Annotated in this window: 18 protein-coding genes; 1 reads left to right on the top strand and 17 read right to left on the bottom strand. The window is 55.4% G+C overall.

Annotation, left to right across the window (positions count from 1 at the left end; translation table 11 throughout):
• Nucleotides 1-68 precede the first annotated feature (68 nt).
• The 5 genes from gatC to VGJ94_11960 form a co-directional block, all read right to left on the bottom strand.
• A complete protein-coding gene (gatC, locus tag VGJ94_11980; GenBank protein ID HEY3277333.1) occupies nt 69-362 on the bottom strand; it encodes an Asp-tRNA(Asn)/Glu-tRNA(Gln) amidotransferase subunit GatC in 294 nt (97 codons plus the stop codon).
• A 19-nt stretch (nt 363-381) separates the two neighbouring features.
• Nucleotides 382-753: a CBS domain-containing protein gene (locus VGJ94_11975; GenBank protein HEY3277332.1), complete on the bottom strand. Its 372-nt coding sequence runs from the start codon at nt 751-753 to the stop codon at nt 382-384.
• Nucleotides 754-762: 9 nt separating this feature from the next.
• The gene (locus VGJ94_11970; GenBank protein ID HEY3277331.1) at nt 763-2,082 is read right to left on the bottom strand and encodes a DUF294 nucleotidyltransferase-like domain-containing protein; all 1,320 of its coding nucleotides are present in this window, start codon (nt 2,080-2,082) and stop codon (nt 763-765) included.
• The gene (locus tag VGJ94_11965; protein HEY3277330.1) at nt 2,083-4,719 is read right to left on the bottom strand and encodes a valine--tRNA ligase; all 2,637 of its coding nucleotides are present in this window, start codon (nt 4,717-4,719) and stop codon (nt 2,083-2,085) included.
• An 87-nt stretch (nt 4,720-4,806) separates the two neighbouring features.
• On the bottom strand, nt 4,807-5,850 hold the full coding sequence (locus tag VGJ94_11960) for a deoxyguanosinetriphosphate triphosphohydrolase (GenBank protein ID HEY3277329.1): 1,044 nt from the start codon (nt 5,848-5,850) through the stop codon (nt 4,807-4,809).
• A gap of 459 nt (nt 5,851-6,309) precedes the next feature.
• Between VGJ94_11960 and VGJ94_11955 the strand changes: the two genes are divergently transcribed.
• Entirely contained in the window at nt 6,310-6,657 is a 348-nt protein-coding gene (locus tag VGJ94_11955; protein ID HEY3277328.1) for a hypothetical protein, read from the top strand.
• On the opposite strand, the gene VGJ94_11950 is transcribed toward VGJ94_11955, so the two are convergent.
• The 12 genes from VGJ94_11950 to VGJ94_11895 form a co-directional block, all read right to left on the bottom strand.
• Nucleotides 6,654-7,319, bottom strand: coding sequence for a TMEM165/GDT1 family protein (locus VGJ94_11950; protein HEY3277327.1), 666 nt, complete (start codon nt 7,317-7,319; stop codon nt 6,654-6,656). The genes VGJ94_11955 and VGJ94_11950 overlap by 4 nt on opposite strands.
• 154 nt (nt 7,320-7,473) lie before the next feature.
• Nucleotides 7,474-8,490, bottom strand: a complete 1,017-nt coding sequence (locus VGJ94_11945; GenBank protein HEY3277326.1) for an aspartate-semialdehyde dehydrogenase — start codon at nt 8,488-8,490, stop codon at nt 7,474-7,476.
• Nucleotides 8,491-8,982, bottom strand: a complete 492-nt coding sequence (locus VGJ94_11940; protein HEY3277325.1) for a 3-isopropylmalate dehydratase small subunit — start codon at nt 8,980-8,982, stop codon at nt 8,491-8,493.
• 93 nt (nt 8,983-9,075) lie between these two features.
• Entirely contained in the window at nt 9,076-10,338 is a 1,263-nt protein-coding gene (gene leuC, locus VGJ94_11935) for a 3-isopropylmalate dehydratase large subunit (protein ID HEY3277324.1), read from the bottom strand.
• Nucleotides 10,339-11,868, bottom strand: a complete 1,530-nt coding sequence (locus VGJ94_11930; protein HEY3277323.1) for a 2-isopropylmalate synthase — start codon at nt 11,866-11,868, stop codon at nt 10,339-10,341. It abuts the gene before it with no gap.
• The gene (gene lpxK, locus VGJ94_11925; GenBank protein HEY3277322.1) at nt 11,832-12,911 is read right to left on the bottom strand and encodes a tetraacyldisaccharide 4'-kinase; all 1,080 of its coding nucleotides are present in this window, start codon (nt 12,909-12,911) and stop codon (nt 11,832-11,834) included. Before lpxK ends, VGJ94_11930 begins: the two co-directional genes overlap by 37 nt.
• 286 nt (nt 12,912-13,197) lie before the next feature.
• A complete protein-coding gene (locus tag VGJ94_11920; protein ID HEY3277321.1) occupies nt 13,198-15,867 on the bottom strand; it encodes a hypothetical protein in 2,670 nt (889 codons plus the stop codon).
• 79 nt (nt 15,868-15,946) lie between these two features.
• On the bottom strand, nt 15,947-17,467 hold the full coding sequence (locus tag VGJ94_11915; protein HEY3277320.1) for a glutamate synthase-related protein: 1,521 nt from the start codon (nt 17,465-17,467) through the stop codon (nt 15,947-15,949).
• Between the two features lie 4 nt (nt 17,468-17,471).
• Complete coding sequence (locus VGJ94_11910) at nt 17,472-18,854, bottom strand: glutamate synthase-related protein (GenBank protein HEY3277319.1); 1,383 nt, start codon at nt 18,852-18,854, stop codon at nt 17,472-17,474.
• Nucleotides 18,855-18,891: 37 nt separating this feature from the next.
• The gene (locus VGJ94_11905) at nt 18,892-19,815 is read right to left on the bottom strand and encodes a methylenetetrahydrofolate reductase (GenBank protein ID HEY3277318.1); all 924 of its coding nucleotides are present in this window, start codon (nt 19,813-19,815) and stop codon (nt 18,892-18,894) included.
• Nucleotides 19,812-20,480 (bottom strand): methylenetetrahydrofolate reductase C-terminal domain-containing protein, encoded by a 669-nt coding sequence (locus tag VGJ94_11900; protein ID HEY3277317.1) that lies wholly within the window; start codon nt 20,478-20,480, stop codon nt 19,812-19,814. The genes VGJ94_11905 and VGJ94_11900 overlap by 4 nt, the downstream gene beginning before the upstream one ends.
• Nucleotides 20,481-20,521: 41 nt before the next feature.
• Nucleotides 20,522-20,941: a hydrogenase iron-sulfur subunit gene (locus tag VGJ94_11895; GenBank protein HEY3277316.1), complete on the bottom strand. Its 420-nt coding sequence runs from the start codon at nt 20,939-20,941 to the stop codon at nt 20,522-20,524.
• Nucleotides 20,942-20,983: the final 42 nt, after the last annotated feature.

Raw genomic sequence — 20,983 nt, 5'->3', positions numbered from 1 at the left:
AAAGGCATAGTCCCCGCTCGCCGATTTCTCTGATGACCGGCTTCACGCCGTCCCCGGGGTTGCCTCTTCTAATCTACCTCTATGACGGGAGGGACTTTAAAGAAGCTGCCCTTCCGGTCCGGCGCATTACTGACCGAGCCTTCGACGCTCAGCGATTCCCTGCTTATGTCCTCTCTCAACACGCACGAGACCGGTACCGCGTGACTCGTCGGCTCGATGCCTTCCGTATCGAGGGCGTTCAGGGTATCCATATGCTCGAGTATCCGGTCAAGCTGAGAAGTGTAGAGCTCTGCCTCGTGGGGCTCGAGCTCAAGCCTGCCCAGGTGGGCTACATATTCCACCACGTCTTTGTTGATCTTCATATCCTCTTCTCCTTATCCTTTAACCGGATTCAGCGACTGCTTTAATGATATCTCCCCTCGTCACGATGCCCACGAGGCTGTCGCTCTCGACGATCGGCACCCTGTTGACCCCTTTTTCTATCATAATCTTGGCCAGATTTACCACAGATTCCGTTGACGGCGCAGTGATTACGTCCGACACCATGACATCGCGGACCGTAAGCTTCTGCATCTCCCCGGACTTGAGCCCCCGAAGTACATCACTCTGGCATATGATGCCTACGAGCTTCCCCTTCTCCACGACCGGCATGCCGGCGATGCCGAAAAGCTCGAATTTATTCACGATAACCGCCAGCGTCTCAGAGGCGTGGCACGTCACCACGTCCTTGTTCATAAGCTCTACCACTTTCATGAACACCCCCTAGATTGCCTGCCCGAAAAGCAGAACGGATTGAATATATTTCTGCAATGCCTCGACCGCCCTCATGGCCTTCCGCAGCTTCTCCTGCTCATGAGGCCCCAGCATATCCGGTCTCATGAAGCTCAGGTCCATGTGATTTTCCCTTTTACCGGAGGTCAGCTGATTCATTATCCGGAACTTTACGAACGTAAGATATGCCTCGATCAGATCGCTCTCCATCTCTTTCTTTATCATATTGCCCGCCCGAAGCCCCCGGATGCGCTTTAACGTATTGGGCTCAAAAATACTATTGGACAGAGCGAGCATCCTGACTGCGAGAATGAGGGGCGCCCATCCGTGAAGCTTGAGATTGAGCATATCTTTATGGTCCCCTGTATTCTGCACCTTGAATTTTCCGAAGAAGCTGAGCGCCGTAGGCATAAGGACCGCCGATTCTATGAAGTCCTTCATCATATGCTTATTGCCGGTAAGACGGGGGAAAAAGCCTCCGAGAAGCTCGTGAAGAAGGGCTCTGTCACCCGCCAGATAGCGGGCATCGGTAAGGATTATTACATCGAGTCCGTCAAAATCACCTCTCTCGAAGGTGAGCCTCTGGTCCAGTCTCTGCCGCCAGTCTTTTAAGGAGCCTCTCCATTTCGGATTCGAGGGCATCACGTTTCCGGAGCACTTTTCGAAACCCACCTCATGGAGCCTCTCCACGGCCTTTTCGGAGAAGATCTTATAATAGAAATCGATAACGGCCTTGGAGGTCTCTTTCTTCTCGAACCCGTCATCGATACCCATGTCCTTTCGGTATTCATGGAACCGTTCCACGAGGTGCGGCTGAAGTGGCCCCTCTTCGTCGGCCTCTTCACCATAGATGAGCATGTTGTCCTGGTCCGTGACCAGGGTCTGCTCATCCCTGCCCTCGCTCCCAAGACCTATCCACCCATAAGGGCACGGCCGGGGTCCGTATCCCTGGAGCTCCATCTCCTCTTCCACGAGAAGAAGCACCCTTTCGGTTATCCGGTCCCGCACGATGCGAAAGAGGTCATGGACATCCACCACGTTATCCTCTTCCAGAAAATATTTCCCTACCCCTGCAATGGCCTTTTGATGGAGAGTGAAAAGATCCTCCACTCCCGCGGCTTTCCTGATCCTTTCAGCCACGAGGGAGTTGAATTCCGCCTCGAAAGCCTCCTGTTCCCGGAGGGAACCTTCCAGCCTGTCCCGGAGCTCGCCAAGGATCCGGCTCCTCTCATGGCGGAGTAATGTCTTGTCTCTCATCACTTCGCCTTTTTCTTTGAGAAAGGAGTCTACGATGGCGAAATTGAGCGGCATCTAGCCCCCGGCCAACCCTTCCAGGACTTTCTTGCTCACGAGAAGCTTCTCCCTCTTTTCCTCGAGCTCCTTATACTGGCCCTCGCTCTTGACAATTACGTCCTCGGGCGCTTTCTGCCTGAAAGATTCGTTATTGAGCTTGTTGAAAAGTCTTTCCATATCGGTTTCCATCTTGGAGAGCTCTTTCCTGATTCTTCCCAGTTCTTTATCGATATCGATTACCCCCTTGAGAGGGACAAAGACCTCGACTCCTTTGTACAGACCGATGGCCGCCTGATCCGGGGCATCTCCCTCCGTGAAGCTCAGGTCCTCGATTTTTGCCAGCTCTTTTATATAATAGCCATATTGTTCGAGCAAAGGCCTGTATTCATGGGCCTTTATTATCGCGGCGATCTTCACGTGCGGGGCGATACCCGTCTCGCCCCTGATATTCCGGATTGAATCGACGATTCCCATAAGCATATTCATCCCCTCTTCCGCCTCTGAATCGACCTCGTCTTCATCAAATACAGGGAAAGGGGCGATCATGATGCTCTCCCGTTCCCGGGCCGGGAGCCGTTGGTACAGCTCTTCCGTGAGAAAGGGCATGATGGGGTGAAGGAGTTTCAGGATATCGGTCAGGGTCCTGAAGAGAATGTTCTTCGTGGCTTCGTTGTCGAAGCCCCCTGCTTTTCCATAGAGATTCGGCTTTATCAGCTCAAGGTACCAGTCGCAGAATTCGCGCCACACAAAGGTATAGAGAGCCGTTGCGGCATCGTTAAACCTGTAAGTGTCGATGCTCGATTTCACTTCTCCTATTACCTTCTGCGCCCTCGAGCGTATCCACCTGTCGGGAAGATAGCCGGATTTCCCCTTTTGAGCGTCGGGGGTGAGGCCCTCCATAAAGGAAAAGGCGAGTTTCGAGGCGTTCCATATTTTATTGACGAAATTTCTCGATCCTTCGATCCTCTCTTCCGAGAGAAGAATGTCCCTCCCCTGGGCGGCGAGCATGGTGAGGGAGAACCTGAAGGCATCGGTGCCGTACTGGTCTATCATAATGAGGGGGTCGATCACGTTCCCCTTCGACTTGCTCATCTTCTTCCCTTCCGCATCCCGGACGAGGGCGTGGATATAGACTTCCCTGAAAGGCACGTCTCCCATAAACTTGAGCCCCATCATAATCATCCTGGCGACCCAGAAGAAGAGGATGTCGAATCCGGTAACAAGCAGGGAAGTGGGGTAGAAGGTCTTGAGCTCGTCCGTCTCTTCGGGCCAGCCGAGGGTGCTGAAGGGCCACAACCCCGAGGAAAACCATGTATCCAGGACGTCCGATTCCTGGCGCAGGGTCCCGTTGCACCCGGGGCAGAGCGTCATATCCTCCACTGATACATGCATTGCGCCGCACTGGTCGCAGTACCAGACAGGTATCCGGTGGCCCCACCAGATCTGCCGGGAGATGCACCAATCCCTGATATTCTCCATCCATTCAAAGTAGACTTTTTCCCACATGTCGGGGATAATCCTCACCTTGTGGCTCCTCACCGCCTCGATGGCGGGGATAGCCAGGGGTTTCATCCTGAGAAACCACTGGAGTGAAAGGGTGGGCTCTACCACGGTCTTGCAGCGGTAGCACTTACCCACGCCGAGGTCATAGGGTTCCATCTTTTCGAGGAGGCCCATCCCCTTCAACTCCTCCACGATTTTCTCCCTGCATTCGAAACGGTCCATGCCCTTGTAATGGAGGGCGGCGTCGTTCATCCTGCCCTTCTCGTCGATAACTTTCACTATTTCGAGGTCGCACCGCCTGCCGATTTCGAAGTCATTCAGGTCATGGGCAGGGGTAACCTTGAGCACCCCGGTGCCGAAGGAGGTATCCACATAGGCATCCCCTATCACAGGGACCTTCCTGTTGACGATGGGTACGATCAAATATTTTCCCACATATTTTCCGTACCGCTCGTCCGCGGGATTTACCGCCACCGCTGTGTCGCCCAGCATTGTTTCCGGTCTGGTGGTCGCCACGGTAAGGGCGCCTTCACCGTCGGCAAAGGGGTACTTGATATGGTAAAGAAAACCCTTGGTCTCTTCGTGTTCCGATTCTATATCGGAAAGCGCCGTCTCGCAGCGGGGGCACCAGTTGACGATATAATCGCCCCGGTAGATAAGGCCCTCGTTGTAGAGCCTTACAAATACCTCACGCACTGCCTTCGACAGGCCCGCATCCATGGTAAAGCGCTCCCGCGACCAGTCACATGAAGCCCCGAGCCTTTTGAGCTGCTCGATGATAGTCCCGCCGGACTGCTGCTTCCACTCCCAGACCCGCTCGATGAACTTTTCTCTTCCCACCATGTCCCGGGTCATGCCCTCTTTGGCAAGCTCCCTCTCCACCACGTTTTGGGTGGCAATACCGGCATGGTCCATCCCGAATACCCAGAGGGCATTAAACCCCGCCATCCTTTTAAAACGGGTTACTATATCCTGGAGGGTGTTATTCAGCGCATGACCCATATGGAGCGAGCCGGTGACATTGGGTGGAGGTATGACCATTGAAAAGGGGGGCTTTTCCGACACACCCTCCCCCTTGAAATATCCCTTCTCCGTCCATGTGCGGTACCATTCCTGCTCGATTTTGTGCGGATCGTAAACCTTTTCCATCATTTCTTCAGACTCCCTTTCCTTTCATGATCGAAGCCCACCTTTATTCCTGCCACAAATTGAATCTGTAGGGAATAAAGTCTGACTCGGCTATATCGGTATCTTCCACGGCATGGGAAGAAAAATTCGCTCGAAAAGATTGAATGCATAGCGGTCGGTCATACTTGCCACGAAGTCACAGACGCAGACCGCCGGATCGTCGTAAAAATCCTGCCGCTCTACCTCCCGCAGGAAGGTATCGTGATTTTCGAGAAAGTAGTGATAGAGCTCCTTGATTATCTTCGTGCATTTTATGAAATCTCCGTGAATCAGGGTGTTATCGTAGACCCTCTCGTAGAGAAAGCTCCTCAGCTTCTTTATATGATGTTCGAGCTCCTCGTCCATGGTGAGCTCTATGGCCCCATCGTGAGCCGAGGCGGCAAGCACGCCCCTCACCATGGTGTCGATCCTTTCGGAGCTCGTATTACCGAGGTACTCAACGCAATCCCGCGGAACATCCTCACGGGTGATGATCCCCCCTCTGGTCGCGTCATCGATATCATGGTTGATATAGGCGATGATATCGGCAAATCTCACGACCTCGGCTTCCTGCGTGAGGGGCCGGTCCTGATCGCCTTTGAGGACAATCTCCCCTTTTCCCTTGGAATGCTTGAGTATGCCGTCCCGCACCTCCAATGTCAGGTTGAGACCTTGTCCGTCTTTTTCCAAGAGATCGACCACCCTCAGGCTCTGCTCGTAATGGTGGAAACCGCCGGCGTGAATCTTGCTCAATGCGTCTTCACCTGCGTGACCGAAAGGGGTATGGCCCAGGTCATGCCCAAGGGCTATGGCCTCTACCAGATCCTCGTTCAGGTCCAGGGCCTTTGCAACGGTCCGCGCAATTTGGGACACTTCAATCGTATGGGTAAGTCTTGTCCTGTAATGATCGCTCGCAGGAGAGAGGAATACCTGGCTCTTATGCTTCAGCCGCCGGAAGGCCTTGCAATGGGTGATCCGGTCCCTGTCGTGCTGAAACGCGGGCCTGATGTCGCACTCCTTCTCCGCCTTAAGCCTGCCCCTCGACCGACTGCTCCTCTGGGCAAAGGGAGAGAGTATCAATTCTTCTCTTTTCTCCAATCTTTCTCTGATATTCATATCTCAATCCGGATCAACAATGCGTGGGGCCGATCTCTGAAACTCCCTCTAATAAGGGCTAATTTATCATAATCATACAGCTATTTCAACACAGTTAAAGGAGGTCACGTCACCCCCTCCGGCGGCAAAGCCGTCGGAGCCTCCCCCCCGCCTAAGGGCGCCTGCTGTTGGTCTCGCCCGCTGTGCGGGCTACATCACGCAATACTTACCTGTTAAGGCATCGATAGGATATCCGCTTGGGTATTGGAGGGAACTCGCTGACTTTGACGCGCCCGGCAAGTATTCCGGAAGTGTCTAAAGAACCTTTTGGTTTTTACTATATACTATATATTATATACTGACGACTATCTGCCATCGACTAACGGTTAACGACTAGAGACTAGCGACTGCCCTTTTCAAATCTTGCATAAGAGCCGATTATTACCTATACTTACTTGATATCACGGGAGGGAGGTTCTTATGGCTTTGATGGACGATATAATGAAGAAGACCGAGGAGGGCCTCAAGACCCTTCGGGAGACGGCCCAGGATTTCGCTTTTAATGTGGAGAAACAGGCGAAAATCGGCAAGATGAGGTATGTCGATATCACGCGGCTCCAGAAGAGCATGCAGGGTCTCTACACTGAACTGGGTCAATACGTGTACGACGAGGTCACCTCGGGCAGGGCGGTCTCGTGCGCCGACCTTTTCGTGCTCGAGAGGACGGACCGGATCACCCGGATCAGGTACGAGATAGACGCCCTGGAAGACGAGATAAACGAGATTCAGCAGACCCCGCCGCCGAAAAGGGACCCTGAAAAACCCTAGTCGCTGCTTGCTTCTTTCCTGCCTCCCCCTATGCGGCTCACTCCGTAGATGAGGAGCAGAAGGAGAATCCCGCCTCCTATCACGATTCCGGGACTCCATATGCTTTTCGGCAATGCCTCATAGAGACCGAGAATTCCAAAAATTATAAAGACCACTGCAGCGAACCATTTGATCGCCCTTTCAGGTATCTTCTTCCCCAGCACGATCCCGACTATGATGCCGATCGCGTCGGCCACCAGCATGCCGGATGTGGTGCCGAGCCATATAGGAATGATACTCGAATATTTTGTCGCGAGGGCAACGGTGGCGAGCTGTGTCTTGTCTCCCATCTCGGCGAAAAAGAAGGCGACCGCCACGGTCCAGAAGGGGCTGAAATTGAACCGCCTGTCCTCATTGTCGAGGGTATCGCCCCGCAGGGTCCAGAGGCCGAAAAGGATAAATGATGCGGCGGCGGCGATCTGCACGTAATGGAGGGGCACGATATTCGTCATATAGTGGCCCAGCAACACGGCGAGCAGGTGGTTCACCAGGGTGGCCGCGAAAACCCCCCACATGACCGTCTGCCATCGATACCTCGTGGCGAAGGCCATGGCGAGAAGCTGTGTCTTGTCTCCCATCTCGGCGAGAACCACAAAAAGAAGAGATGCAACATAAGCCGTCATGTCCGTTACCTCCTTAAAAAAAGAAGACCTCTAGTAATGGCTCGAAGAGCCATACTAAAGGTCTCGTTAATTGGCGTATCACCAATGGCAAGGCCAGGCTTTTTTCGCCAGTGTGTTGACCAAGCCTTCCTAACTACTCCCCTTTAGGGATGGATCAAATATATTTCCTTATCAGGATTTCGGCAATCTGGACCGCATTGAGGGCAGCCCCTTTCCTGATGTTGTCCGCCACCACCCACAGGTTGAGTCCATGGGGAACCGATTCGTCCCTTCTTATCCTTCCCACGAAAGTCTCGTCTTTTCCCGCTGCATTAATGGCCATGGGATAAAGCTTCTTTGCCGGATCGTCAACCACCTTTACGCCCGGGGCTTTCTTGAGGATTTTTCTTGCCTCCTCCGGAGTAAGGTCGGTCTCGAACTCGACATTTATCGATTCGGAATGGCTGTAGAACACAGGCACCCTCACGGTCGTGGCCGTCACCTGGATACCCTCGTCCTCCATGATCTTCTTCGTTTCTCTTACCATTTTCATCTCTTCTTTCGTATAGCCGTTGTCAAGGAAGACGTCTATCTGAGGAAGACAATTGAACGCGATCTGGTAAGGATATACCTTTTTTTCCATGGGTTTGTTATTGTAAATGGAGAGCACCTGCTGCTCCAGCTCGTGTATGGCCTTTTTGCCCGTGCCTGATACGGCCTGATAGGTGGATACGACAATTCTCTTTATTTTTGCCGCATCATGGAGCGGCTTCAGGGCAACCACCATCTGGATGGTCGAGCAGTTCGGGTTGGCGATAATCCCCTTCTTCGTATAGTCTTTGATTGCGTGCTCGTTGACCTCGGGCACCACCAGCGGAACGTCCGGGTCCATCCGCCATGCGTTCGTGTTGTCGACGACCACGCATCCGGCTGCCGCCGCGATGGGTGCGAATTTCTCACTGATCGATCCGCCCGCGGAGAAAAGGCCGATCTGGATATCCTTGAATGAATCCTCCTTCAGCTCCTCGACCACCACTGCCTTACCCTTATAACTCATCGTCTTGCCCGCGCTTCGGGAAGACGCGAGGAGCGTCAGTTTCTTCACCGGGAACTTCCTCTGTTCCAGGGTCTCCACCATTTCGTTTCCCACGGCTCCCGTGGCGCCCACCACCGCTACATTGTACTCTTTCATTTAATCCTCCAATTTCTTCTTCAGGTACTTAATGAGGCCGCCCTCATTAATTAATTCGACCATAAAGGGCGGGATCGGCTTTGCCTGGATCTCGGCCCTTTTGCATTTAATGATACCCGTGCCGAGGTCCACCTCGATCTCCTCGCCTTCTTCCGCATAATCCGCAAGATCGGCCTCGAGCAGCGCGAGGCCCTTATTGAAGGCGTTCCGGTAGAAGATCCTCGCGAAGCTCTTCGCAATGACCAGCGGGATGCCCAGGGCGGAGATGGCGATGGGTGCGTGCTCACGGGAAGAGCCGCACCCGAAATTGAGACCCGCCACAATAATGTCGCCCTCTTTGGCCTTCTTCGGGAAATCGGGGTCGAGGGGCTCCATGCAATGCGCGCCAAGGACCTGGGGGTCCGTATTTGCAAGGTATATGGCGGGAATGATGATATCCGTATCTATGTTGTCTCCAAACTTCCAGATTCTTCCTTTTAAATTGGTCTTCATCCTTACTCCTTCTTCGCATGTTGCGAAAGGCCTTTCTTTTTCAGGCCGCGACCTTCGGGCGGCTCTCTTGCGACCGGCTCATATCTGCCGCTCTTACATTACCTCGCCCGGGACCGCAATCCTCCCCTTGATGGCGCTCGCCGCGGCAACCGCCGGTCCCGCGAGGCAGACTTCGCTTTCCGGATGGCCCATCCTTCCTATGAAATTCCTGTTCGTGGTGGCAACCGCCCTCTCCCCCTTTGCGAGAATTCCCATATGTCCGCCCAGGCAGGGACCGCACGTGGGAGGGGAGATGATGCAGCCCGCATCGAGGAAAATACTGAAATACCCGCGATCCATGGCCTCCCGGTACACGGCGGGCGTTGCGGGGATGATGATGCACCGCACGTAAGGGGCGACTTTATGGCCCTTCAGAATACGGGCCGCAACTTCGAGGTCTTCTATTCTGCCGTTCGTGCACGATCCTATCACCACCTGGTCGATCTCAAGGTGGGATACCTTTTCCGCGTCCGTCACATTGGAAGGAAGGGAAGGGAGGGCCACCTTGGGCGCGAGCGCGGCCACGTCGATATCTATAACCTGTCGGTAGCGGGCATCGGGATCGCTTTCATATACTCTCGGCGGCCTTTGCCCCCGGTCTTTTACGTAGGCGAGTGTCTTTTCATCCACCTTGAATATGCCGTTCTTTCCACCCGCCTCGATAGCCATATTTGCAATGGTGAACCTCGATTCCATGGACAGTGCCGAGATGGCATCGCCGTCGAACTCCATGGACGAATAAAGCGCCCCGTCAACGCCGATCATCCCGATAATATGGAGGATGAGGTCCTTTCCGGAGACCCATTCCCGCCACTGACCGTGGCAATGGAATTTGATGCTCTCCGGGACCTTGAGCCAAATACGTCCGGTCACCATCCCGTAGGTCAGGTCGGTGCTGCCGACCCCGGTCGAGAAGGCGCCGAGAGCGCCGTAGGTACAGGTATGGCTGTCCGCTCCGATCACCACATCGCCGGGCACGACCAGCCCTTTTTCGGGAAGGAGGGCATGCTCGACGCCGCACTCTCCGCCTTCATAGATGTGCTTGATCCCGTATTTTTTTGAAAATTCCCTGATGATCTTGCAGTTCTCCGCGGAGAGGATATCCTTGTTCGGCGTGAAATGATCGAGGACAAAGACGACTTTCTCCTCGTCGAAAACCCGGCTCGCGCCTACTTTGTGGAACTCCTCCAGGGAGAGGGGAGCGGTAATGTCGTTCGCCAATGCGAGATCGATGCGCGCCTCGATGATCTCACCCGGTTCCACCCTTTCTCTTTCCGAGTGGGCAGCAAGTATTTTTTCCGTAATTGTCATTCCCATTTAACGACCCTCAACTTTTCTTTTTTTCACGTATTCAAGCTTATTCAACGCATTGATATAGGCCTTGGCGCTCGCCACGATAATATCCGTATCCGTCCCTTTCCCGATAACCGTCGAGCCCTTTTCCTCTATCTTCACGAAGACTTCGCCCTGGGCATCCATATCGCGGGTGATGGAGTTCACTGAAAATTTGAGGAGCTTGCTCGCCGTCTTCACCATCTTCTTGATGGTCTTGAATGCCGCGTCCACCGGACCGTCCCCGAACCCCACGTCCTGCAAGAGGGCGCCGTCGATTTCGAGCTTGACCGTGGCGGTAGGCACCGTATTGTTCCCGCAGGTGACGTGGAGATAGGCCATCTTATATTTCTCGGGGATCTTGTAAATCTCGTCCATGATGATCATCTCGATATCCTCGTCATAGACGTTCTTTTTCATGTCCGAGAGGGTCTTGAAGCGCTGGAAGGCGAGGTTGATCTCGGAATCGGTAAAGTTGTATCCCATCTCCTCTATCCTGTCCCGGAATGCATGCCTGCCCGAGTGTTTGCCGAGGATGAGGGAGCTTTTCGTGATGCCTACCGATTCAGGCTTCATGATCTCATAAGTAAGTTTCGATTTGAGCAGGCCGTCCTGGTGGATTCCCGATTCGTGGGCAAAGGCGTTGGAGCCCACGATCGCCTTATTGGGCTGAACCGACCCGCCCGTGATGGAGGTGATAAGTCTGCTCGTGGGGTATATCTTTTCGCTCACGATCTTCGTATCGACGGCAAAGAGGCTCTTTCTCGTGCGGAGGATCATGGCGATCTCCTCCACTGCCGCGTTTCCCGCCCTCTCGCCTATGCCGTTCACCGTGCATTCCACCTGGCGCGCCCCGTTCTGGATAGCGGATACGGAATTCGCCACGGCAAGACCCAGGTCGTTATGGCAGTGGACGCTGATGATGGCCCGGGAGATATTGGGGACATGGGCGGTGATATATCGGATCAACTCTCCGAATTCTGCCGGCACCGCATAACCGACGGTGTCGGGCACATTGACCGTGGTGGCCCCTGCCTCTATGACTTCGGCGAGGACCTTGCAGAGGTAATCCCAATCGCTTCTCGTGGCGTCCATGGCGGAAAATTCCACGTTAGGCGTATGGGATTTCGCCCTTTTCACCGCATCGACGGCGATTTTCAGAACCTCATCCTTCGTCTTTTTGAACTGGTGCTTGAGATGGATGTCGGACGTGGAGATAAAGGTGTGGATACGGGGCGTCTGCGCATTTTTGATCGCTTCCCAGGCCCGGTCTATATCTTCGTTATTGGCCCGGGCAAGACCGGCGATCTCACAGTTCTTTATGGTCTCCGCAATCAGCTTGACCGCCTCGAAATCTCCTTCCGATGCGATGGGAAAACCTGCTTCGATAATATCGACCCCGAGGATCTCGAGCTGTCGGGCGACCCTCAGCTTCTCCGGCGTATTCATGGTGTTGCCCGGGGACTGCTCCCCATCCCTTAGTGTCGTATCGAATATAAAGACTCTCTCTGCCATATCTCCCTCTTCAGTTTATTCTGGATTGCATCGAAAAGCTCTTGCCCCTTTTCTATCTCAATCGTCACCGCAAGGTAGAAAAGATTGTCGGGCACGTCCATGGCCGCCATTTTAACGGCGTCCTTTTCCGTAGTCACGATTAAATCTACGGCGCCGTAAGACGTGATGCGCTTTAACTCCTTTTCACTGTATCCGTGATGATCGGGATAAGATGTCTCCCGGACCACCCGGGCGCCCAGTTCCCGCAGAAGATTGAAAAAGGAGCGGTTATCTCCGAGGCCGGAAAAGGCGGCAACACGTTTGCCCTCAAGGAAACGGTAATGCACCATTCCGTGAGCTTTCATATTATACAGGTAGGCCGGTTTATACCGGATCCTGTAACGGCTCATCCCTTCCGTGACCGATTCCATCGCCTCGTCCAGATCACCTTTATTCACCAGGATGATATCTGCATCTTTTATCCTTTCGAGGGACTCCCGAAAAGGGCCGAGAGGGAATAACCCGTCTCCCCCTTTCCCGTCATTCCCGTTGAGGACCAGGATTTCCAGGTCTTTCTCGATATTCTTCAACTGAAAACCATCATCGAGGATTACGACGTCGATGGGGACCGCCTCCATTCCCATGGCTATGGCCTCTGCCCTGTTGCTCCCCACGAGCACGGGCACTCCCGATTTCCTGGCGATCATCAGGGCCTCGTCTCCCACATCTTCCGCACGGTCCGTCTTAGGGTCCACCATAAATGTCCCTTGTCTCTTCCTCTTGTAGCCCCTGGTTGCGATGGCGGGATGGAACCCCGCCTCCACGAGCATCGCCGAGAGCTTCTCCACCACCGGAGTTTTCCCTGTCCCGCCAAGGGTAATATTGCCGACGCTTATCACGGGGACGGAAACCCCTTCTACGGTCAGCCGACCCTTCTCATATAATTTTGTTCTGACGTGGAGACAAAATCCGTATACCTTCGAAAGAAGAAAAAGGGGCGCATAAAGCAGCCATCTCAGATACTTTGCCTCTCCGTTCCATACGCGTATTATGGCATTCCTCATTTAATTAGCACAGTTATACCAAAAATAGAGCGAAAAATCAAAGCTTCATTTACAGAGAGGCTTTGGAGACTGAAACGGGGACCGGGATTGTCCCGGCCGCGGGGCGGCCGCAACGGGGACCGGGATTGTCCCGGGTGAGGGGCGGCCGGCAATGGGAGTCTTGCATGGAGCGCCATGTCCCGGGGCGCGCTGACGATAAGGCTCCTGCAGCCTCATCGGGACATGGAGGCAAAACAACACAGGGCTGAAGGGGCCATTCCCCGCCTTTCAGCCCTGTGGCATCATACTAATCTATCTCTTCCTCGTCCTCTTCCTCCCACTCTTCGTTCATGGCGAGGGCTGCGGCCGCGCCGGAGAGCACGGACAGCTTGACCGCGGTGATGGTCCGGTAGACTTCCGCCGGACTCCTCTTCACCCCATCCACCATAAGCAGGTCCTCTTCTATCGAGACCGCGAAGAGGCGCTCGTTTTCTTTGAGATAGGGCAGGATAAGCTCCCAATCCCTCTCCTCGAAAGGAAGGATCTGTCCCCCGTTCAACTGCTCGGGAACAATAGTCTTATAAGGGTCTCTCACGAATATGGCGCCCCCCGATGCGAGGGAGAAGAGGTTCGACCCCGGATAGGGCGTCTTCAGGGAGACCACCCGTTCTTCCTCGTCGAAGGCGAGGCCGTTCAAAACCACGAAGCCTCCGCCGTTGTAGGGATCGCCGGCCATAAAAGATTCGGCAAGAAAGTCGAGGGCGGTGCCGTTGATCACGACCCTCGGCTTACCTACCGCGTTAATAAGGGGCCTTCCCGCTGCATTGCCGAGGACGTATACCTCTCCGCCTTTAGCCCCATACATGAACGTCTGGCCCACGTCGCCGTAGACCACGAGCTTGCCTGATTTAAGTATCTGGCCCAGCTGGTCCTGGGCGTTGCCGTGTACGTGTATCTCGAGACCGTCCATACCTGAGCCGAGATAATCGCCCGTTGAATCGAAGGCGTCGATACGCACGCCTTTCGAATCGGGCCCGAAGCCGCAGCCCAGAAAGCGCTGGCCCCGGTGACCGAAGCAGATGAACCGCTTCCAGCCCAGATTGTATGCGCTCGATATGAGGCTTGAATAAGACTCATCGCCCTCGGGCGGGAACCCGCCCGCATCGGCCACCAGTACACGCTCCCCTTTTTCGGGCGCGCGCAGGGTAGCGCGGTTCTCCCAGTCAATCCTGCGGCCGTAGAGTACGTTGCCTTTGGCATTGAGGAGCGGGATGGCCCTCAGGATGGAGTCGATGGTCTGGGAGATCATCTGGAGCACGGACCGGCGTCTCTTGGCGCCGATCGGATAATGCCTGTCGAGAAGGCGGCTCAGGAGCCCCAGAACCGGACCTTTCAGGTCGTCTTCCTCGGCCAGTGCGGTGAGGAGGTCAAGGAAGGTATAAAAGCGCGCATAATCCCACTTGGCCAATCCCGGCTTAAGGGTAAAGAAAAGCTCCTCCACGTTTTTCTTCGAGAGGTCCCTGACGATGCTCCTCAGGTGGTCCACGTGACACGTGGGGGTGCGGGGTAATTTTGCACGGAAATCGAGGTGGGGCCGGTCCGCGGGCACATCTATCACTCGCCCGAATTTATCGGTGCACGTCAGGTCCATTTTCCCCGGCTCCGACTCTTTTACGGTGAATATAAAGGCGCCGCCGTCGGTGTAGCTCCCTCCCCGGGCATTCCAGTAACGGTCCGCCACGGTGCCGAACCTCTGGTCCTCTTTCGCGAGGCTCACGAGGGTCGCGTCTATGGCCTGTTTTTCGGAGCAGATGAGCCCGATCTCCACGTCCCCTTTCTGAAGGGCAAAAACCTGGGGCCGGAGCATGGCCGTATCGGTGATGCCGATAAGCTGGTACTGCTTCTTCTCCACGTCGGTCCGGGCAATGATGAAGAACCATGGTCCGTCGGGGCTCCCGTGAATGTGGGCCGCCTGGATCTGCCGGTAAATGCGCTGCTTCTCTTCTGGCAGGTGATCGAAATCCATCTCTCCCGTAGGGGCGAGGGCTTCGATGATATATTCGAGGGGGTAGCCGTATACCCTGTTCAGGAGGTCAAAAACCTGGACCGAAACTTCCGTGTCCGTAAGGAACAGGGGATAGACGTTCCGCTGTTTGAGGTATTCGGAGACGGAATAGTAATTGGCGAAATCCCCGTTATGGACCAGGGCTTCGTCGAGCCCTATAAAAGGATGGGCCCCGCCCGGGTGCCATACCCGGCCTTTCGTCGGATAGCGCTGATGGGCGATCCAGATATGGGAGTTGAAATTCTCCAGCTTATAATACTGGGCCACGGTCTCGGCATACCCGACGATCTTCAGGATCATCATATCCCTGCCGTGGGAGAGAACAAAAGCCCTCTTCTCACCCAGGGAGCTGTAAAAGGTGCGGTTGAGCTGATAGGTGTTCTGATAAATGAACTCCTCTTCCACCTTGTGGAGGGGGATCGATGTGAGCCCCCGCTCCTTCCGGAAAATCTCGATCACTTCCGGCTTCACCCGCACGAAATACCTCTTTACCTGGGGCGGCTTCACTTCGAGGCCTGGAATGTCCCGGTAGTCGTCTATCGAATCGATGAAAGATTCGTGGTCGACGCGGAAGAAGGGCCTCACGAATCGCGCCTCCACCTCGGGCAGCACGGTTTCGTCGAGGAGCGCCACCTGGAGGAGAAAATCGCTGTCCAGGATCTCCCTGGAGACGCCCAGTTTCTCCGGGACGAGTCCTACCGCGGCAAGGCCGCCCCCTTTGCCGTTGCCCCTGTTATGCATCTGCACGGAAGGCTCGAAGATATGACGGCCGCTCACGGGAATATTACAGGCGAACCCGGTAACGCCGCAGCCGCCTTCCTCCGCCTCGATACCCGCGTCGGCCCGGTTTGCGGGACCCCGGAGATGGGCGCGCGCATTCAGTATGGATTCACCTCTGTTTCTCTCTTTCATATCAAAACCTCATATAAGCGGACGGTCTGAGCCGCGGGCCATTTCCTCCAGCCCGTTCTTTTCCGTTCGCGAGTCGTAATTATAAATCCAATACTCCGTCTATCTCTCCCTCTTTCAAATAATCGAGGTGTGCGATGGCATCGAAGCGCCCGGTCAATTCCGTAATACTTTTCATCCCGAACCGCTTGAGGATCGATACGAGCTGCCTACGCCACACGAGGTACATGTTGACGATACGTTGGGTCGCCCAGTCAAGCTCCATAAGACCCGTCAGCTCGGGGTCCGTGGTGGCAATGCCCCGCGCGCAGCCCCGACCCGATTCACAATGGTGGCAGCGGATGCATTCAAGGGCCACGAGATCGGCCGTACCCAGACAGACGCCGTCGGCGCCCATGGCGATCGCCTTAGCCACATCGTAGGCGGAGCGTATGCCCCCACTGGCGATAATCGTGATCTTATCCCTGATGCCTTCCTCGCTCAGGAACTTATGTACCTTGGGCAGGGCATACTCTATGGGCATGGCGATATTCTTTTTGGCGATATCGGGCGCCGCACCCGTACCGCCGTAACTTCCATCGAGCTGAACGATATGGGCGCCCGCAAAGTAGCTGCCCACCGTTACCATGTCCACGTCCGTGGGGGTGGATACTTTGACGGACACGAGGGCGTGGTGGTTCATCTCCTTGATCCAGTCCACGTGCTTCTTATGGTCTTCAACGGAATAGACGCTGTGGAAGGGAAAAGGCGAAAAGAGCGCGCTTCCCGTCACGGCCTCTCGCATCGCCGCGACACGGGGGGTCACCTTGTCTCCGAGGAGGTGGCCGCCGAGACCGGGCTTGGCGCCCTGGGCGTATTTAAACTCCACGATCCTCACACGCTTTATGGTCTCCTCCCTCACCCCGAAGAGGCCGGTGGCAACCTGGGTAATAATATGGTCGTCATAAGGGATGAGCTCTTCCGGGTACCCGCCCTCGCCCGTGCAGCAGAAGGTGTTGAGGGCGCTCGCAGCCCTGACGCGGGAGAGCATGGTCACGATGCTTACGGAGCCGAAGGACATGCCCCCAAGGTAGAAGGGGACGGGAATGGTGATCTTCGGCCTCGAATCGCCGGAGCGGTTCAACTCGATGGCGGTAGAGACCTCTTCATCGGCCGGCTCCCGAACCTTGCCTTTGGGAAAGACAAAACGGAGCTTGTCGAACCCTCCTCCGGATTCCCCTGTCTTATAATTCAAATCCTGGTGGGGAAGACCTCCGGTCTCCGCCATATGCCAGGTGCCGGCGAGAAGGTCGGCCGGCCACCGCTTATCGCCGAGGATCTCGAAAGAGGGGTTGACGGTTACCTCTATGGCCTTTTCGGGGCACTTGCCCACGCAGCAATATTCATATTTATTACAGGAAAAGCCAAGGCAGAGATGGTCCCTCAGGGGTCTCGGCCTCTTTACGCCCGGTTTATAGACCCCGTGGGGGCAGGTCTCTATGCAGATCCCGCAGTTGGTGCACGCCTTGCTTATGCGGACCTTATATTTGCCGAGGGCATTGCGGAAGCGGCTCGGCACCGGTTTAGTTTCAGGAAATGTGTATTTTTGTGATTCGCTTGCCATTACATCAACCCCTTTTGCCCATTCCGGCGAAAATTTCTTTTTCAAGATCTTCGAAAAACATGGCTCTGCCCATTTCCCCACGAAGCCGCCTTACCTCGCGGATACCCATGGCCCCCAATGTCTCGAGGAGCTGACTGTGCCACCCCGAGATGAGGTTGCGGATCCGGGCTGCGCCCCACGCGGGATTCACCTCGTGAAGATCGACGGGGCAGTCGATGCCTTCCTTGCAGCGCCGGCACACCCTGCATTCCATGGCCACGAGCAGAGGTATATCGACGGTAAGCGCATCGGCGCCGCAGATGATCTGTTTTGCCACGTGCTCGGCCATGGCGATCCCTCCACCCACGATAAGCGTGATCCGGTCCCTCACGCCCCGCTCCACGAGGCTGAGGTGAATCTCCTTGGTCCGGTCTTTTACAAAAAGAGGGTTTTCGCCCCTTTCCCTGCCAAATTCGTCTGCCATGAGATGAATTATTTCCGCCCCGTCCACAGTGAGGCGATAGACGGTCTCGGAGGCGTCGGGCCCCAGCGCGAGCCTTATGGCGACGACGATATCCGGATTTATTTCCTTCAGTTTCGCCTGGATTTCCAGGGCTTTTCCCGTATAAGGGACCTCTATCAGGCGCAGTTTTTTAACCATTGCGGGGTCGAGGTCATCCAAATTCCCGTCAAGAAGGAGCATGATGTGGGAAAGGTAGCCCGCCATATCGTCCTTGAAATCGGTCTGACGGACTACGGCAAAGGTGCCGAGGCTTTTCGCCCCCTCGAGGAAGGCCATGGTGATGCGCGCCCTCGGCGGTGACCAGGGGAGTATATCGAAGATGAGCGGCAGCGGTATCTCCACCAGGGGCGGCGTCTCGGTGAGGAGCGCCCCTGCTTCGTCGAATTGAAGGGCCATCACCTTGCGTCCCAGATCGACGGTGGTGCTGATATATTCACGGCCGTGTATTCCATCTCTCGTGGGGCGGACGATCTCGGACATGTCGGTCCACATTGAATCGTAGCCGGGGCCGGAGAAGGCCCCGCCGTATCCTCCGCCGGAAACGGGTATTTTCCCCGCCTCCGCCTGAGACCAGAGAGCGGCAATGATCTCCGGCGTCCAATAGGCGTCGCCCAAGACCTTGAAGCTGGGGTTGAGCCCTTTCTGGATCAACCTGTTGGGACAGTTCTGCACACAGCGGAAGCAGTCCTTGCACATGCTGTCCAGGGATTCGAGCATCTGGCGTGAATCGATACCGCGCTTCTCGTATACCTTGTAGACGCATTCTTTCTTTACGCAACGGGCGCACTTGAGGCACCCTTCTTCCCATGCGATAACACCCGACCGGGTGATCGATTGAAACCTGTTCGGCGCCTGGCCGGTTTGGATATGATATTTAAGGGGCATGTTGTTACTCCTTACGGTATTTCCTCTCGCAAATTCTTTAGATCAGGGGTCTGGGATGAAGGCCGGACTTCTCGACAAGCCCGGGAACCACGTCCTCCCACTCGATTGCCATAATATGGACCCCGCTCACCCCTTCCATCTGCTTCAGGGCCTCGATGGTCTCCACCGCAATTTTCACGCCTTCCGCGCGCTGCTCTTTTGCGGCCACCCCTTTCATGCGGTCGATGATCGCCTCGGGCACGTCCATGCCCGCCACCTGCTTTGCCATGTACTCGGCCATGCGGGCTGATTTCAACGGAGTAATGCCTGCCAGGATAAAGACCTCTTTCTCGAGACCGTAATCCTTCACGAGGCCCATCCACTCCTTGAACCGCGCGAGGTTGTAGACGCACTGGGTCTGAACGAACTCCGCTCCCGCGTCCACCTTTTTTGCCAATCTCGTTACCCTGTATTTAAACGGGTCCGCAAAGGGGTTCGCCACGGCGCCCACAAACAGGTCCGGCCCGTCGGAGAGTTTATCGCCGCCGATGATCTCGCCTAAGTCCCTCATCCTGCGGACCGTCTGGACTAATTGAATCGAATCGATATCAAAGACTCCCTTTGCATGGGGCTGGTTGCCGAAAGACTGATGGTCGCCGGAAAGGCAAAGGATATTGCGGATTCCCAGGGACGATGCCCCGAGCACGTCCGACTGAAGGGCAATGCGATTACGGTCACGGGTGACCATCTGGAGCACGGGATCGAGCCCTTCCGCCCTCAGTATCGCGCAGGCGGCCAGACTGCAAAGACGCACCACTCCCGTCTGGTTATCGGTGACATTGACGCTGTCCACATGGCCCTTGAGGACCTTTCCTTTATTTATTATTGCCTCGGGATCGGCTCCTTTGGGGGGACCGCACTCGGCGGTAACGGCGAAATGTCCTCCCATAAGAACCTTTTTGAGCTGGCTTTCAGTTTTCACGTGTTCTGGTCCTCCCTATGGATTTTCCTCGGTCCCTTTCCCTGCTGTTTCGACCAATCCGCAGGGGGATGAACCTTTCGGAGGAGGTCAAGGCGGCCCATTTCATCGAGTCTCGTGATGATGAGCTGCCACGCGCATTCGGTATCAGGATCGACCTCGCAGCGATCGGTTTTCGACCCGCCGCAGGGACCGTTGAAAAGTCCTTTTGCGCAACGCGTGACGGGACATACGGCGGCAAAGAAGCCGAGCTTACAGTCGCCGCAGGCCCGGCAATTTTCCACCCATTCACCGGCTTCCCTGGTTTCTCCGATAAAAGTGGTATTGAGGGCGGGGACGATATGCACCTTGGGGAAAACCCGGGCAACCGCCTGCACGCCCGCGCCGCACCCTAAGGAGAGGACGGCATCGAACTGATCGATCACCTCGGTCAGCTGATCTATAAATTCATAGACACACTGACGGTCGAGGGTCATCTCTTTCACTTCGATCTCGCGGCCTGATGCCTTGGCGTCCATGCGAAGCGCCGAAGCAAGCAGCCCCGTCTCTTTCTCTCCTCCCGCTGCGCATTCGGCCACGCAGCTTCCGCACCCGACCACCAGGATCTTCTTGTAAGGCGCGATCATCTCCTTGATCTCTGTTAAAGGCTTTCTTTCGGCTGTTATCATGCTCTTACTCCTTCGTAATTAGCCACTTTTTCCTCCAAAATCTATTTTCCCCTCACAGGAGAAGGCCCGACGCACGCTTCCCGGGCGAGAAATGCTTTGGCGAGGGCGTCTACCGTGGTCGGTGAGTCCGCCGTAGTTACGACCAGCTCGAGGCGCTGCCGCTCAAGCCCGATCTCCTCGATAAGACCCTGGGTATAGGCGAGGCGCTTGGCAGCGCGGGTATTACCTTCACGATAACGACAGGCCCCTTCCGGGCATGTGACAAGGTAGACCATGTCCGCCCCCGCCTCCAGGGCCCTCATAAGGTGAAGCGGGTCGATCCGGCCGCTGCAGGGCAGGGGAAAAAATTTTATCCCCCCTCCCAGCTCCTTTTCAAGACTTCGCCTGTGCGTGTCCTGCTCCGGGTCCAACTGCTGGCAGAAAAAGATGGAAATGTTAAGTCCGGCGCTCTTTTGATCCATAAATCGTCCCTTCTTAATTTTTCGTCCTTGATGAAAAAAGGC

Source organism: Syntrophorhabdaceae bacterium, from assembly GCA_036504895.1.
Lineage (GTDB): Bacteria > Desulfobacterota > Syntrophorhabdia > Syntrophorhabdales > Syntrophorhabdaceae > PNOM01.
This window is presented reverse-complemented; position numbering and strand designations above follow the sequence as displayed.

Excerpts from the sequence above, each read along its gene's own strand:
- gatC (HEY3277333.1), bottom strand. The coding sequence starts at position 362 with ATGAAGATCAACAAAGACGTGGTGGAATATGTAGCCCACCTGGGCAGG.
- VGJ94_11975 (HEY3277332.1), bottom strand. The coding sequence starts at position 753 with ATGAAAGTGGTAGAGCTTATGAACAAGGACGTGGTGACGTGCCACGCC.
- VGJ94_11970 (HEY3277331.1), bottom strand. The coding sequence starts at position 2,082 with ATGCCGCTCAATTTCGCCATCGTAGACTCCTTTCTCAAAGAAAAAGGC.
- VGJ94_11965 (HEY3277330.1), bottom strand. The coding sequence starts at position 4,719 with ATGATGGAAAAGGTTTACGATCCGCACAAAATCGAGCAGGAATGGTAC.
- VGJ94_11960 (HEY3277329.1), bottom strand. The coding sequence starts at position 5,850 with ATGAATATCAGAGAAAGATTGGAGAAAAGAGAAGAATTGATACTCTCT.
- VGJ94_11955 (HEY3277328.1), top strand. The coding sequence starts at position 6,310 with ATGGCTTTGATGGACGATATAATGAAGAAGACCGAGGAGGGCCTCAAG.
- VGJ94_11950 (HEY3277327.1), bottom strand. The coding sequence starts at position 7,319 with ATGACGGCTTATGTTGCATCTCTTCTTTTTGTGGTTCTCGCCGAGATG.
- VGJ94_11945 (HEY3277326.1), bottom strand. The coding sequence starts at position 8,490 with ATGAAAGAGTACAATGTAGCGGTGGTGGGCGCCACGGGAGCCGTGGGA.
- VGJ94_11940 (HEY3277325.1), bottom strand. The coding sequence starts at position 8,982 with ATGAAGACCAATTTAAAAGGAAGAATCTGGAAGTTTGGAGACAACATA.
- leuC (HEY3277324.1), bottom strand. The coding sequence starts at position 10,338 with ATGGGAATGACAATTACGGAAAAAATACTTGCTGCCCACTCGGAAAGA.
- VGJ94_11930 (HEY3277323.1), bottom strand. The coding sequence starts at position 11,868 with ATGGCAGAGAGAGTCTTTATATTCGATACGACACTAAGGGATGGGGAG.
- lpxK (HEY3277322.1), bottom strand. The coding sequence starts at position 12,911 with ATGAGGAATGCCATAATACGCGTATGGAACGGAGAGGCAAAGTATCTG.
- VGJ94_11920 (HEY3277321.1), bottom strand. The coding sequence starts at position 15,867 with ATGAAAGAGAGAAACAGAGGTGAATCCATACTGAATGCGCGCGCCCAT.
- VGJ94_11915 (HEY3277320.1), bottom strand. The coding sequence starts at position 17,467 with ATGGCAAGCGAATCACAAAAATACACATTTCCTGAAACTAAACCGGTG.
- VGJ94_11910 (HEY3277319.1), bottom strand. The coding sequence starts at position 18,854 with ATGCCCCTTAAATATCATATCCAAACCGGCCAGGCGCCGAACAGGTTT.
- VGJ94_11900 (HEY3277317.1), bottom strand. The coding sequence starts at position 20,480 with ATGATAACAGCCGAAAGAAAGCCTTTAACAGAGATCAAGGAGATGATC.
- VGJ94_11895 (HEY3277316.1), bottom strand. The coding sequence starts at position 20,941 with ATGGATCAAAAGAGCGCCGGACTTAACATTTCCATCTTTTTCTGCCAG.